11 protein-coding genes and 1 riboswitch are annotated in these 14,203 nt (G+C 42.5%); of the genes, 10 read left to right on the forward strand and 1 reads right to left on the reverse strand.

Going from position 1 to position 14,203, the window contains the following annotated elements:
• Positions 1 to 204: 204 nt before the first annotated feature.
• The gene (locus tag BLS59_RS06595) at positions 205 to 981 is read right to left on the reverse strand and encodes an SDR family NAD(P)-dependent oxidoreductase (RefSeq protein ID WP_091146491.1); all 777 of its coding nucleotides are present in this window, start codon (positions 979 to 981) and stop codon (positions 205 to 207) included.
• A gap of 217 nt (positions 982 to 1,198) precedes the next feature.
• Between BLS59_RS06595 and BLS59_RS06600 the strand changes: the two genes are divergently transcribed.
• The 10 genes from BLS59_RS06600 to BLS59_RS06645 all read left to right on the forward strand — a co-directional run bounded on the left by BLS59_RS06600 (position 1,199) and on the right by BLS59_RS06645 (position 14,196).
• Complete coding sequence (locus BLS59_RS06600; RefSeq protein ID WP_091146495.1) at positions 1,199 to 2,353, forward strand: hypothetical protein; 1,155 nt, start codon at positions 1,199 to 1,201, stop codon at positions 2,351 to 2,353.
• 155 nt (positions 2,354 to 2,508) lie between these two features.
• On the forward strand, positions 2,509 to 2,955 hold the full coding sequence (locus BLS59_RS06605) for a protein-disulfide reductase DsbD domain-containing protein (protein ID WP_091146498.1): 447 nt from the start codon (positions 2,509 to 2,511) through the stop codon (positions 2,953 to 2,955).
• Between the two features lie 407 nt (positions 2,956 to 3,362).
• A riboswitch (SAM riboswitch) is annotated at positions 3,363 to 3,475 on the forward strand.
• 219 nt (positions 3,476 to 3,694) lie between these two features.
• Positions 3,695 to 5,014, forward strand: coding sequence for a peroxiredoxin family protein (locus BLS59_RS06610; RefSeq protein ID WP_091146502.1), 1,320 nt, complete (start codon positions 3,695 to 3,697; stop codon positions 5,012 to 5,014).
• A gap of 24 nt (positions 5,015 to 5,038) precedes the next feature.
• Positions 5,039 to 6,367 (forward strand): peroxiredoxin family protein, encoded by a 1,329-nt coding sequence (locus tag BLS59_RS06615; protein WP_091146506.1) that lies wholly within the window; start codon positions 5,039 to 5,041, stop codon positions 6,365 to 6,367.
• An 80-nt stretch (positions 6,368 to 6,447) separates the two neighbouring features.
• Positions 6,448 to 7,116 carry a YceI family protein gene (locus BLS59_RS06620; RefSeq protein ID WP_091146510.1) on the forward strand — a complete coding sequence of 223 codons (669 nt, stop codon included), beginning with the start codon at positions 6,448 to 6,450 and terminating at the stop codon, positions 7,114 to 7,116.
• Between the two features lie 195 nt (positions 7,117 to 7,311).
• A complete protein-coding gene (locus BLS59_RS06625; RefSeq protein WP_091147415.1) occupies positions 7,312 to 8,274 on the forward strand; it encodes a cytochrome-c peroxidase in 963 nt (320 codons plus the stop codon).
• A gap of 109 nt (positions 8,275 to 8,383) precedes the next feature.
• The gene (locus BLS59_RS06630; protein WP_091147419.1) at positions 8,384 to 11,149 is read left to right on the forward strand and encodes a TonB-dependent receptor; all 2,766 of its coding nucleotides are present in this window, start codon (positions 8,384 to 8,386) and stop codon (positions 11,147 to 11,149) included.
• A 14-nt stretch (positions 11,150 to 11,163) separates the two neighbouring features.
• Complete coding sequence (locus tag BLS59_RS06635; protein WP_091146514.1) at positions 11,164 to 12,006, forward strand: DUF4397 domain-containing protein; 843 nt, start codon at positions 11,164 to 11,166, stop codon at positions 12,004 to 12,006.
• A gap of 97 nt (positions 12,007 to 12,103) precedes the next feature.
• Positions 12,104 to 12,841: a superoxide dismutase gene (locus tag BLS59_RS06640; protein ID WP_091147422.1), complete on the forward strand. Its 738-nt coding sequence runs from the start codon at positions 12,104 to 12,106 to the stop codon at positions 12,839 to 12,841.
• Entirely contained in the window at positions 12,841 to 14,196 is a 1,356-nt protein-coding gene (locus BLS59_RS06645) for a hypothetical protein (protein WP_091146518.1), read from the forward strand. Before BLS59_RS06640 ends, BLS59_RS06645 begins: the two co-directional genes overlap by 1 nt.
• Positions 14,197 to 14,203 lie beyond the last annotated feature (7 nt).

The raw sequence follows: 14,203 nt of genomic DNA on the forward strand, positions 1-14,203 counted from the left end.
ATAAACGGTTTTGGAAAAGTGGGTTAGCTCCCGGAGAAATTAACAACAACAGCTGCACATGACCCTTTGGCAAAAGGGCATTCGCATGGTAAGTGCAAATGATATGTGGCGTTGATTATTCAATGTATATTAAATCTATCTTTTTAGTAGATATTACAAATGTATGTAAACTTTGCAATCAAACAAATTTTTGTGAAAATATTTTTAGTGCTTGTAAAGTCCGGCCGTAATACGCTCAATAAAAGCTTTGGGGCTATGTATTGCAGCAACTGCCGAAAGTTTGTTTAAAAAGCCCGGTACAATTTCTGCCTTCTTTTTAAACATACCACGCAGACCAATGGCGGCAACATCATTGGCGGCCATGTTAAATTTGGCGGCCAGCTCTGCCAGGGCATCCATCCCGGCGGCGTGTGCAAAGCCGGTATCAGTAGGACCGGGGCAAAGGCAGCTTACCGATATCGTGGAATCCTTTAATTCAAACCGTAAAGCCCTACTAAATGATAACACAAATGCTTTTGTGGCCGCATAAATTGCCAGCGTAGGTACAGCCTGGTAAGCCGCCGTGCTGGATACATTTAGTATATATGCCTGCTGCTGCAATTTTAAAACGGGCAAAAGATAATGAGAAAGTTCAACTACGGCGTTTATATTAACCTTTACCATATCCATTTGTTGTGTTGCATCAAGCGCATCAAAATTGCCCCAAAGGCCATAGCCGGCGTTGTTTACCAATATGGTCAATGGTACATTCAGCTTTTTTACCCAGCCGGCCACATCGCCGGCGGCACCTGCTTTTGAAAGATCGACCGGCAGGTATTCAACGTTTACAGCATGTTCGGCTTTTAGTAAGGTGGATAAGGACTGTAGTTCGCTTTCGGTACGGGCCACCAATAATAAATTATAGCCTTTTTGCGCCAGCTGCAACGCCACCGACCTACCAATCCCTTTACTGGCGCCTGTTATTAAGGCATACTCTTTCATTTTATAATAGCTAATGGATTGGATAAAAAACGCATAATGGCGCAAGTTAAAAAATAAATACTACTAAATTTGTAGACTATTTAAAATCTTATTACGTTTGTACCGTATGAAAAACGTAGTTCTTCATTTTCATCCCATATACCATTGTTGTTGCTGTTAACCATACCGCAGTAGTATTTTGTAATAAATTCCATTTTCAATTTAATTTACCTGTTTTATGATTGCCCCCCGTACGGCGCTTTCCATAAAGGCGCTTATAATTATAAGTTACGTTTTATATAGTTTACCGGCAACTGCGCAGCTATCGGCAGCCGTGCGTTATAAGTTACCTGTATCAGATACATCGGCCCGTGCCAGCAGTTACTACAACGATGCTGACTTTGCCGAGAATAGCCTGCCAGCCTCAAATCATATGAGTAAGGACGAGGCTTCCCGCGAAGAAAGTATGGAAGCACAATTGGATACCAAGGTTGGTCGGACACGGCTCATGGGGTATTTAAAAGAAATTTCGGCTAATAATTCCCAGGTTAATTATAATGAGGCAAAGGTTAAAATATACTACCGCCTTGCCAATGTTTTTGCCCGCCTGCGCCTGTATCCGTTAGCTATGAAATGCTTTTTTAAAACCATGGCCAACAGTAATAACCAACCGGCCGATTCAAAGAATACTATACCCGCAGATACCGCCGAACGGGATGTGACTGTTAACCCTGGCTATTTATCCATCAACACTACGGATGATTCTGTTTTTGTTAACGACCCTACCCCTCCTAATAAAAAAGCCAAAAAGAGTAAAGCCATAACCTATCAGCGTATTGTTAATACTTTTAATGATGGAAAAAAGGCAGTGGCTTATGCTTTGCTTTTTCATGTAAAGCAGCCGGTTCCGGGTAAACCCAAGGTTTTTGTTTGGGCCAACACCGGGCATACTTTTATAACGTTGATTAAATATAATTCCGATTCAAGTTCGGTTTCAATTTCTTTTGGCTTTTATCCTAAAAAGGATAACCTGTTTTCTGCAACGCCCTGGGATCCTACCTGTACAGGTACCTTTAAAAATGATAACGCGCACGAATGGGATGAGGTAGTAGGGAAGTTTATATCCGCAAGAAAGTTTAACAGGATCCTAAAACTCACCAAGGATTACGATGGTCTTGAATATCAGCTTTCAAAAAACAACTGTACCGATTTTGCCATTAAAGCCGCCTCATATGCCGGTTTCGGAATTACCAATACTGCAGGTTCATGGCCGTTAGGGCATGGAAATACCCCGGCTATTACAGGGCAAAGCATCATTCAGGGTGGAGTGTACGATGCTCATAATCAGCGAGATTTGTTTATTAATTATGAAGAATCATTAAATAGAAAATAAAATACTATTAAATCCATAGGAATTATAGAATATAATATATATTTGCATCATACAAGTTCTTTACTGCTTATCCGGATAGGGGAGAAAAAAAGATTTATCCTCCTTATCAAATTCAGATAAGTTTTAATTAACATTACAAACCGAAGTCACTCACAATGAAAAAAATTATACTTACCGCATTATCAATTGTATTAAGTACTGCGGCGTTTTCGCAAATACATGCTCCTGTAAAATGGTCATACGCCGCTAAAAAAGTTGGCAAGGATCAGGCCATTGTATTTGTGAAGGCTACCATTGAAAAAGGCTGGCATATATATTCACAGCATGCAGCCGATGACAGTCAGCTGAAAACATCCTTAACGTTTAATAAAGATAATAACTATACACTGATAGGCAATACAACTGAGCCAAAGCCACAAACCAAGTTTGAACCGGCAATTAAAGCCAACGTTGGATATTTTGAGCAATCGGTTATATTTCAGCAAAAAGTAAAATTAAACTCGGCAGCTGCAACTGTTAATGGCACCGTTAATTATCTTGTTTGCGACAGCAAGCAATGTTTACCGCCAGAAGAAGTTGAATTTAAAATTCCAGTAAAGTAATATACTATATAACAAAACCTTTATACAGTTCAATAGCCACCAATTGAACCGTTTTTAAAAGCGAACACCTTATGAATCCGAAATCAGATCTATTCACTATAGCCCGCAAACAGAATGGTGGCACCCTTTTCTGTTGTTATTGTCATTGTTAAAAACGCTGCTACAATTCAGGTATTAATAAATCTTAACTAAGATATACATCCTGGCTGTACTAAGTGCGTTGCTTTGCTATGGTGGTAAAACAGGCGTGTGCTGTACAGTCCAGGATGTTTATCGGTTTACAAGATAAGAAATAATCAAAAGCATCTTTAATTAAAAATATACTACTAAATCTATAGATATAATTGTATATATCAAATTTATTACTATCTTTACACCATTCTAATTAACCCCACCATTAATTAGTTGATTTATAAAGAATAAGGGAGAGGAAGCTCGATGATCTTATAGCAACTTTTCAGTGATCTGGAATAAGTGCTAAACTTTTTTCAAAGGCAATAAGGCTTTTGAAATATAAATTAACTAACAGTCATGAATTCATTACATCATCAACAGCCGCAGGCGCTATCCGCAACCATCAACCGATGTTGTTGTATGGCACAATGTGCTTTCTGGTTTTAGCGCCGGTATTCCGAAAATTTTATAACTGATTTTTCAAAGGCTCATTAAGCCTTATTGGATAGTTCATGCCCAAATTTTCTCATCAAATCAATTAACAATAACTAAAACTTATACTAAAATGAAAATTTCAAATTACTTAACCAAGGCAAAGTTGCTTTCTGCCGGCTTGCTGCTCAGTGGTGTTAGTGTTTTATCGGCCCATGAAGGCCCAAAACCTAAGTTTATAAAAGAAGGCAGATGGCGCGGTGTATTCACCGTAAGCGAATCGGAAGTACCATTTAATTTCGAACTTAAAGGTAAAGATGCGGAGCACGCTGTATTTACCCTTATAAACGGCAGTCGCCGCGATAATTTCCATGTTAAGCTTATCGGTAAAGATTCGGTTTATGTAAAAATGAATACCTATGATGCAGCGCTGGTTGCCAAAATTAACGATGATAATACTATAACTGGTGAATACCGCAGCCTGGTGCCGGGTTTTCGTGGTAATTCATTACCCTTCACAGCCGAATATGGCAAAACCTACCGCTTTGTTGAGCCCGACAAAAATGTGGCCCCAACTGCTAATTTAAGCGGTAAATGGGAAATTAAAACCTATAGTAAAGATGCGGTACCGGCCTCTATAGCTATACTAAAACAAAACGGCAACAAACTTACAGGCGTGGTAATGACCGTAGTTGGCGATACCCGCGAACTGGAAGGAACGGTACAGGGCGATCAGTTTGCATTAAGCGGTTTCACCGGGCCAAGTCCGTTTATTATAAAGGGAAAAATTAATGCCGATGGTTCTATCAGCGGCGAAGAAGGTTTCGGGATCTACAAAAACCTGAAGTTTGATGCCGCCAAAAATGAGCGCGTAGAATTGCCCGATCCGTATAAACTTACCTTCCTGAAAGATGGCTACAAAAAGCTTGATTTTTCTTTCCCTGGTATCGACGGTAAACAGGTTTCTTTAAGTGACGATAAATATAAAGGCAAAGTAGTTATAGTAGAGATCATTGGTACCTGGTGCCCTAACTGTACAGATCAAACCGTGTTTCTTTCGCCGTGGTTCAACAAAAATCATCAGCGCGGCGTTGAGGCCATTGCCCTGGGTTTTGAGCAGAAGGATAGCCTGGAGTATGCTAAATACACGCTTGGTAAGCTTAAAGAAAAATATGCCATCAATTACGATATCGCTTTTGGCGGTCTGGCCGATAAAAAACTGGTATCGCAAAAGCTGCCTGCGCTTAATAAGTTCATTGCTTTCCCTACCACTATCATTATCGACAGAAAAGGCGATGTAAGGGAAATTTATACCGGCTACACAGGTACAGTTACCGGCAAATACCACGAAGATTACGAAAAGAAATTTAACAAATTATTGGATGAACTTATAGCCGAGCCTGCTCCAGAAACAGCCGCTATTGCCCAACCAGCTACACACCAGGGAAACTAATAACTGATCTTATAAACTACAAAAATGAAAACCATCAACTTAATTACCTCATTCAAATGCCTGTCTGTAGGCTTGTTGTTTAGCGGTGCAGCGGCGCTGGCTGCCGATAAAAATCCGCCGATAAAGTTTATTAAAGAAGGCGTTTGGCGCGGTGTATTCACCGTGGCCGAAACCAAGGTGCCATTTAATTTTGAGCTTAAAGGTAAGGACGCCCAACACGCTGTATTTACCTTGCTTAATGGCAGCCGCCGCGACAATTTTCACGTACAGCAAATAGGTAAAGATTCGGTATTTATAAAAATGAATACCTACGATGCTGCATTGGTTGCCAAGGTAGAAGAAGATGGAACCCTAAGCGGCGAATACCGCAGCCTGGTACCCGGTTTCCGCGGAAACTCATTGCCTTTTATTGCAGAGTATGGTAAAAGCTACCGTTTTGTTGAACCGGGAAAAGATGTGGCCCCCGCCGCAAACCTAACCGGTAAATGGGAACTGAAAGTTTATTCAAAAGACCAGGTGCCCAATAAAATTGCAGTATTAAAGCAAACAGGCAATAAGCTTACCGGCGTAATTATGCAGGTAACCGGCGATAGCCGCGAGTTGGAAGGCACCGTACAGGGCGATGAGTTTGAGCTTTCTGGTTTTACCGGTCCAAGCCCTAAGATCTACAAAGGAAAGATCAATGCGGATGGTACGCTGAGTGGTGAAATTGGACAGGGTATTTATGACAATACCAAGTTTGATGCCGTTAAGGATGATAAGGCCGAACTGCCTGATCCGTACAAGTTGACCTACCTGAAAGAGGGCTACAAAAAGCTTGATTTCACGTTCCCCGATCTTACCGGCAAGTCTGTTTCCCTGAGCGATAGTAAGTATAAAGGCAAGGTAACCATCATTGAAATTGTTGGTACCTGGTGCCCTAACTGTACAGATCAAACCGTGTTTCTTTCACCCTGGTTCAATAAAAATCATAACCGCGGTGTAGAAGCCATTGCTATTGGCTTTGAACAAAAGGACAGTTTAAAATACGCCCAGTATACTTTAGGCAAGCTGAAAGAAAAATACAATATCCAGTATGATATTTTATTTGGCGGCCTTGCCGATAAAAAACTGGTATCGCAAAAACTACCTGCCTTAAACAAGTTTGTAGCGTTCCCTACCACTATTATTATTGATAGGAAAGGCGATGTGCGGGAAATTTATACAGGCTATACCGGCACCGTAACAGGCAAATACTACGCAGATTATGAAAAGAAGTTTAACAAACTACTGGATGAACTGATAGCCGAACCTGCACCAGCTAACGAGGCAAATGCTGCCAATACCAATAACGAAATACTAAAAGGAAAATAAATCACTAAACTAAACCGATCCCGGCAGGGGGTAACAGCTTTGCCGGGTTTATTAAAAATCAATTAAACAGTAAACCCACCATGACAAAATTATCAGGCGCTGTATTATTTACAGCATTCGTATCGTTAACAGCGTTCACACCATCGGCTATAAAAAGCGTTAAGCTTACAAAAGGGAAAGCCAATACCATTAAAACGGTAGAAACCCACAAGAAATTTAAAGTTGCCACCTTTAAGGTTGATAACGAAAGCAGTAAACTTACCTGGGCGGCAAAAAAAGCAACCGGCGATCATAACGGCGAAGTAAAAGTGAGCAACGGTAATTTTTCAGTTGAAGGCAGCGCGCTTAAAGGCGGCAGTTTCGATATCGACCTCAACACCATTACCGATGCCGATCTTACCGACCAGGCCTCGAACGACAAACTGGTAAGCACGCTTAAAAGCGAAACGTTTTTCAATACCGAAAAATTTCCAAAAGCAAGTTTTGCCATTACCTCGGCCACAAAAACAAGCGGAAACCAATATGATGTGAAAGGCAAATTAACCATTAAGGGTATCACCAATGATGTAAGCTTCCCGGCCACTGTAACTGTTGCCGGCAAAAAGCTGGTTGCCAATGCAAAGATCACCGTTGATCGTACAAAATATGACATCAAATTCCGCTCAAAAAACTTTTTTGAAAACCTGGGCGATAAGGTGATCTACGACGATTTTGATATTAACGTAAACCTTAATGCTAACGCGCAATAAGGCTTTTACTTCCATCAATTAAAATTTTATTTAACAAACAAGGGCCGCCGGTTTAGGCGGACGGCCATTGTTTTGCCAAAAAAGCATTTGAGAATTTTGTATGGTTGGTTCCCAGGGATCATGAGCTGGGGTGTATTGGGCACCCCGGCAAAGATCCCACATTAACCTGTAAAGTATAGCTAAATGCATAATGTTATGAAAAAAGGAAATATACTTTTGGTTATTGTAGCTATCAGCACGCTGATAGGTTTTATGAGTTTTGTGGGCACAAAAGATGATGTGCAAACCAAAGAGCAATTGGGCGAGAAACTTTTTTTTGACCCCATACTGTCTGTCGATAACACCATCAGCTGCTCATCATGCCATAAGCCGGAATTTGCATTTGCAGATACCGCTACCTTCAGCATAGGTATAAAAGGCAATCTTACATCAAGAAATTCACCGGGACTAACTAATCTATCTGGCCGGCCGCACTTGTTTTGGGACGGACGCGCCTCATCGCTTGAGGAACAGGCATTGGGGCCAATTACATCGGCTACAGAAATGGGGCTTCCTATTGAGGATGCCGTAAAAAAATTAAACGCAAATAAATACTACGCTGATGCATTTCAAAAAATATTTAAATCAACACCCACCAAAGATAATTTGTTGAAGGCCATAGCCTCATTTGAGCGCACGCTGGAAACATCAAACAGTCCTTATGACCGCTATATCAACGGCGATGATAATGCGCTATCAGCCGCCGCTGCGCGGGGGCGGTTACTGTTTATAGGTAAAGCTAATTGCAACAACTGCCACTCGGGCGAGGATTTTACCGCCGACAGGTTTAAAAGTATTGGCTTATATAACGGTAAAGATCTGAATGATCCCGGTCGTTCCGCTATCACCAAAAATAAAACTGAAGACGGTGAATTTAAAATACCAAGCCTGCGCAATGTGGCTGTTACAGCGCCATATATGCACAACGGAAAATTTAAAACGCTGAAAAGTGTGGTTGAATACTACAATAACCCATCGGCAGTGGTAAAGGATGGCATAAACCGCGATCTGTCGCTTGATAAGCCGCTAAACTTAAACGACGGTGAGATAGGCGATATTGTGGAGTTTTTAAAAGCCCTTACTGATGATCGTTTCAAGCAAAAGCTCGCATCAAACTAAAATAATCCCCCTATTAAATAATTAATTAACCAAACAGCAAACGATGGTACCTGATGGCAGTATTAATACTGCTACAGCCACCGCTTTGCTTGTTTTAAACTATTGCAACATGAAGAAAATTGTACTCTTGCTTATATTTTTCGGCCTGGCATACGGGCAAAATGTATTAGCGCAAAAACGAACGGTAAGCGGTATAGTTACCGGCGCCGATGATAATAAACCAATTCCCGGTGTATCCATAACCGTAAAAGGACTAAACCAGGGCGCGGTTACCAAAGCCGACGGTTCATTTGATATTGTGATAAGGAATGGTAAATACCTGGTATTCTCATTTATTGGCTATGAAACCCAGGAGGTAGAGATTGATGGAATAAAACAATTTAGCATCAGCCTGAAACCCGCCGGGAATAACCTGAACGAAGTGCAGATAGTAGGCTCACGCAACGCTAACCGCACCAAACTTAACTCGGCAGTTGCAGTCGATGTAATTGATATCAAACCACTGCTTGAGTCATCGCCACAAGTAAGTGTAACGCAGATCCTGCAGTATATTTCGCCATCGTTCCACTCGGTTAACGGCAGTAATGCGGGCGATGCGGGTTCGGCTTTAAGCCTGGCCCAGCTGCGCGGCTTAGGTCCCGACCAGGTTTTGGTATTGGTAAACGGTAAACGCAGGCACAAAAGTGCCAACGTAAATTACGGTGGCTTGGGTAATGGTTCTACCGGTTACGATCTGAATTCCATCCCCACAGGATCAATTGACAGGATAGAGATCCTGCGCGATGGCGCGGCGGCGCAGTATGGATCTGATGCTATTGCGGGGGTAATCAACATTGTGCTAAAGAAAAAAACAGATGACCTTGCGGTATCAACCTCGGGTAGTACCCGCAGGCGTGGCGACGGTGCAGTTACCCGTACCAGCGCCAACTATGGTGTAGGTTTTGGCAACAGTGGCGGCTATGTGAATGTAACAACGGAATATGCTACCCAGGCTGTTGCCTTACCATCTGGTAAAGCTGATGCCGGTTTGTACAATGGCCCTATTTACGGTGGCGGTGCCAATACCCGCGGGTACGATGCCATTTATACCAAAGAAATTGATGATGCCATACTGAAAAGCCGTGGTATCGACCGTCACTTTTTTGACCAGCGTGCCAGCGGCTCAAATGCAGGACAAGACGCATTACTGTTTTTTAACGCCGGATTACCGCTAAAAAACTCAGCCGAACTTTATTCCTTTGGTGGTATCAGCAGCCGTAACTCGCAATTTACGGCCACTTACCGCTTACCCGGCTGGACTTCAAGAAACAATAACTTTATTTACCCCGATGGATTTTTACCTGCCATGGAAAATAACATAGTTGATGAGTCATTGGCTATAGGTATAAGAGGTAAAGTAGGCGACTGGAATGTAGATTTCTCGAACGTGTTTGGCAAAAACATATTTGGTAACCGGGTTGATAATTCACTAAATGCAAGCTTAGGTTTAAAAAGCCCGACAAGTTTTGATGCAGGCAGCTACAATGCCAGCCAAAATACTACCGCCCTTGATTTCAACCGCTATTTTGGAAAGGTTTTAAAGGGGCTTAACGTTGCCTTTGGTGCCCAGCACCGGGTTGAGGGCTTCCAAATCAAAGCCGGCGAAGAGGCATCGTATTCTAAAGCAGATCAGCGTACTATTGTTGATATAGATACCACTACGGGCGGTATTCCATACCTGTCAAACGGAGGCGTTACCTCCTTGAACGGACTTTCGGCAGGTTCGCAGATCCACCTTGGTTTCAGGCCCGAGAATGCGGTTAATGTAAACCGTTCCGTAACTGCCGGTTACATTGATGCAGAGCTGAATATAACCAAAGAGTGGCTGGTATCCGGTGCCGGTCGCGCAGAATATTTTTCTGATTTCGGCAACGTATTTACCTGGAAAGCAGCTACCCGGTATAGTTTTGCCCCCTGGTTAAACCTCCGCGGATCAGCTAATACAGGCTTTAGGGCACCCGATCTGGCACAGTCATATTACACCTCTATATCAACCACGTTTCAGCAGGGCAGGGGCGTTGATATTCTAACCGCATCAAACCAAAGCGCAGCTGCAAGGGCATTGGGTATCCCTAAGTTATCGCCCGAAAAATCAAAGGGATATACTTTGGGTTTAACATCGGCCCCGGGCAGTAACGTGGAGCTGACTGTTGATGCTTACCTCATTAATATCAGTAACAGGGTGGGTAACACGGGTAACTTTACAGCTACGGATGCCAATTTACCTGCCGACGTGAAAAGCCTGTTTCAGCAAACCGGTGCTGCGCAAGCCAACTTTTTTTACAATGAATTTAGCACACGTACTAAAGGGATAGAATTTACCGGCAGCTACAAAGTATTACTTAATAAGGGCAACATCAACTTCCTGTTTGGCGGCAACTTCGAAAAAAACGAAGTAACCAAAGTAAATACACCTAAAGGACTGGAAAAATATACCAACGTGATTTTAAGTCCGGGTGAAAAGGCAAGGGTAACTACAAATATCCCTGCCCAAAAGGTTAACCTGCAAGGTATATATAGTGTAGATAAATTTACCTTTTTGCTACGTACTGTGTACTTTGGTAAGGTAACAACAGCATCGTTACTAAGCGCCGCCGATCCGCTTAATCCCGTATATTTTTACCAGAACCTGAAACCAATTTACGTGACAGATATTTCTGTAGGTTACAGGTTTACCCCAAAACTACAGGGTACTGTTGGTGTAAACAATGTATTTAACGTATTGGGCGATTATACCGATCCATCAATAGCAGGCTTACGGAATCCTACAGTTGTCGGCATCCAAAACGGAAGTGCGGGCATTCAGCCATTTATTAAACTATCAGCTCACTTATAACAGATCAGTATATCATGAACACTATAAATCATAAAAAATACGGGCAAACACTAAAAAAGGTGGTTGTGCCAAAACTTAATAAACCTTGGTTATTACTTGGCGCGGTGTTGCTATTTGCATCATCCTGCAAAAAAACCGACTATTTAAATATTAACGCTGCCGACAGGCCTGGTTTAGCGGCACATATAAGTTTTGTAAATGCCCGCCCCGTAAGTGCAAATATCCAGTTTTGGGTGTACACCACGCAGGTAACCAAAACGGCCTTAGCCATTAACACAAAAAGCGATTACCTGGATACCCAATTTGGCGACGTGCAGATAAACTTTACCGAAGGTACCAACACCTCGTACAAAGCATCGCGCCAGTTTGGTAATAGTGCTACGTTTAGCTCTTCGGGCGGACCTAACGGACCGATTGCAAATTACTACCACACGGTTTTTGCAGTAAAAAACACCAAAGCCACCGCCGATTCGCTTATCCTTTTCTATGACGATCTTTCGGCGCCGGCAGCGGGTAAAGCCAAAGTAAGGTTCGTGAACCTTGCGCCTGGTACACCCAATGTTGATTTTGGTGTAGCCGGTCAAACTGCCCTGTTCACCAATACCGCTTATGGCAGGGCAGGTGGTTCTATTTTATCCGGTACGGGCGCAAATACATGGTCGCTTGGGCCGTTTGTTTCGGTTGATGCAGGTGCGGTGAACTTTTCCGTTACGAAAACTTCAGATCATGCCGCGCTTACTATCTCAAATGATAAGCTGACTAATGTAACCCTTGCTGCCGGTAAAATATATACCATTTACATTAATGGCACGCCTGGTAGCACTGCTGTTGGCGCCACTATAATTACCCATAATTAATTAAAAATATAGCACAGATGTAAGTGATTTAATAGATGTGCTTACTAAGCTGTCCCGGTTAAATCCGGGCAGCTTATTTATTAAAACAGAAAATATCATGAAAAATAACAGTCGCAGAAAATTCATTGAAAATACTTTAAAGGCAACTGCTGCAGTAGCAGTTGCAGGTCCGGCTATATTTGCCGCAAACAAAGCTCAGGCCAATACACCCATCTCAAGCGAAATAACAGCCGATGAAATACTGAAGTTTACGCAGGTGCCGCTTGGTTTCGAGTATAACGCGCTTGAACCTTACATAGACGCGCAGACCAACGAAATTCATTACACCAAACACCACACGGCCTATATTAAAAACGTAAACGACGCAATAACAGCCGAAAAGTTAACCTACACAACCGAGAAAGATTTTTTTGACCATGCCTCTCAACTATCGCCCAAAGCACGTAACAACGGCGGCGGTGCATGGAACCATAATTTTTTCTGGCAAAGCTTAACACCCAAACCTGCTGCACCCGCGGGTAAGATCAAGGATACTATCAACGTGTCCTTTGGTTCGCTGGATCAGTTTAAGGAACAGTTTGCGCAGGCCGCGCTTGGCCGCTTTGGATCGGGCTGGGTTTGGCTGGTTAATGTTAACGGTAAGCTTATTATAACATCAACTGCCAACCAGGATAACCCATTATTTGATAACGCTGCGGTAAAAGGTACGCCGCTGCTGGCCCTTGATGTTTGGGAGCATGCCTATTACCTTAAATATCAAAACAAAAGGAACGAATACGTTGCCGGCTGGTGGAATGTGGTAAACTGGGACCAGGTTAACAAAAGGCTGGGGTAATGAGTAATAACACAACTGAATTTGCCGCGCCCAACTGGAAAACGCCGCAAAAGGTGCTGTTGCGCACATTTACCATTTATGCGGCAGTAACCATCATTCCGCTTATCCCATCATTTTATCAGCAGGATTTTGATGCCGGGTTTTCGGTAGTTAACTATCCCTGGCGATGGCTGGATGTGATAAGCCAGAACAATCCCTGGTTTTTTAGCAGCCAGGGCGGTAAAAATTATTTCGGCTGGTTTATTACACTGGTTGTTTGCCTTATTGCCGGCACTATATGGACGTTTGCTGAAAAGCAGGTAGATAAAAACAAAAACGTATTGGAGGGTACCCGGAACGATAATAAGTTATATGACCTGTTCTTTGTATTGGTACGGTACCAGGTGGCGCTAAGAATGTCGTGGTTTGCCATAGCAAAGGTTTTTCCGGTACAGATGCCTTTTCCTACAATTAGCCAGTTGAATACCAACCTTGGCGATTTTACGGCGGGCAAGCTGTATTGGCTCACCACCGGCGTATCGCCATTTTTTGAAGTGTTTGCTGGTGTTTTTGAGCTTACAGCTACCGTATTGATCCTTTTTAGGCGCACTACAACATTGGGCGCGCTAATGATGATAGCCATATTGCTGCCAATATGGTTTGTGAACATTGGCTACGATGCGGGCGTTGAACTGGCCAGCCTGCACCTGCTGCTTTTATCATTATTGCTTTTAGCTAAAGATGCCGATAGATTCTGGGCTTTGCTTATCCAGCATCAGCAGGCCGCTATCAGTTATATAAAGCCACCTGCTTTTTCGCAGCAGTGGAAAAAACAGGCACGTTTGGTATTTAAAATAGCGTTCATTTTTGTATTCATCGTATACCGTGGTTATCATTACGAACACCTCTACGCCGCAGGTAAAACCTTCAAATTGCCGTTGGACGATGGTATAAAAAGCTTTATCGGTTTTTATAAAGTAAACGACTTTAAACTTAACGGGCAATCGATCCCTTACAGTCCAAATGATTCTGTTCGCTGGCAGAATGTGGTGTTCGAGAAATTTAATACCATCAGTATAAAAGTTCAAAAGCCATTTAAGCTGAACACCCAAAACAAGATCCGCACTACCGAATACTACGGAAACATTGGAAGGTTGTTTTATGGATATGAGGCAGATACGGTTAAAAAAACGCTGTTGCTGAAAAACCGGGCCGATACGACAGAAAAAGTGGTATTAAGCTACCAAATTCCTTTCCCCGGTAAATTTATTTTAAAAGGATTGAACGAACGACGGGATTCTATCTATATCGAACTTAACAAAGTAGATAAGCAATATCCGCTTGCGTTAAAAAGAAACAGCAAGGCTGCGGATTGATGATTAA

Source organism: Mucilaginibacter pineti, assembly GCF_900101875.1.
Classification (GTDB): domain Bacteria; phylum Bacteroidota; class Bacteroidia; order Sphingobacteriales; family Sphingobacteriaceae; genus Mucilaginibacter; species Mucilaginibacter pineti.

Coding starts and splice junctions, on each gene's coding strand:
- BLS59_RS06630 (WP_091147419.1), top strand. CDS start 8,384: ATGAAGAAAATTGTACTCTTGCTTATATTTTTCGGCCTGGCATACGGG.
- BLS59_RS06595 (WP_091146491.1), bottom strand. CDS start 981: ATGAAAGAGTATGCCTTAATAACAGGCGCCAGTAAAGGGATTGGTAGG.
- BLS59_RS06610 (WP_091146502.1), top strand. CDS start 3,695: ATGAAAATTTCAAATTACTTAACCAAGGCAAAGTTGCTTTCTGCCGGC.
- BLS59_RS06615 (WP_091146506.1), top strand. CDS start 5,039: ATGAAAACCATCAACTTAATTACCTCATTCAAATGCCTGTCTGTAGGC.
- BLS59_RS06605 (WP_091146498.1), top strand. CDS start 2,509: ATGAAAAAAATTATACTTACCGCATTATCAATTGTATTAAGTACTGCG.
- BLS59_RS06645 (WP_091146518.1), top strand. CDS start 12,841: ATGAGTAATAACACAACTGAATTTGCCGCGCCCAACTGGAAAACGCCG.
- BLS59_RS06620 (WP_091146510.1), top strand. CDS start 6,448: ATGACAAAATTATCAGGCGCTGTATTATTTACAGCATTCGTATCGTTA.
- BLS59_RS06640 (WP_091147422.1), top strand. CDS start 12,104: ATGAAAAATAACAGTCGCAGAAAATTCATTGAAAATACTTTAAAGGCA.
- BLS59_RS06635 (WP_091146514.1), top strand. CDS start 11,164: ATGAACACTATAAATCATAAAAAATACGGGCAAACACTAAAAAAGGTG.
- BLS59_RS06625 (WP_091147415.1), top strand. CDS start 7,312: ATGAAAAAAGGAAATATACTTTTGGTTATTGTAGCTATCAGCACGCTG.
- BLS59_RS06600 (WP_091146495.1), top strand. CDS start 1,199: ATGATTGCCCCCCGTACGGCGCTTTCCATAAAGGCGCTTATAATTATA.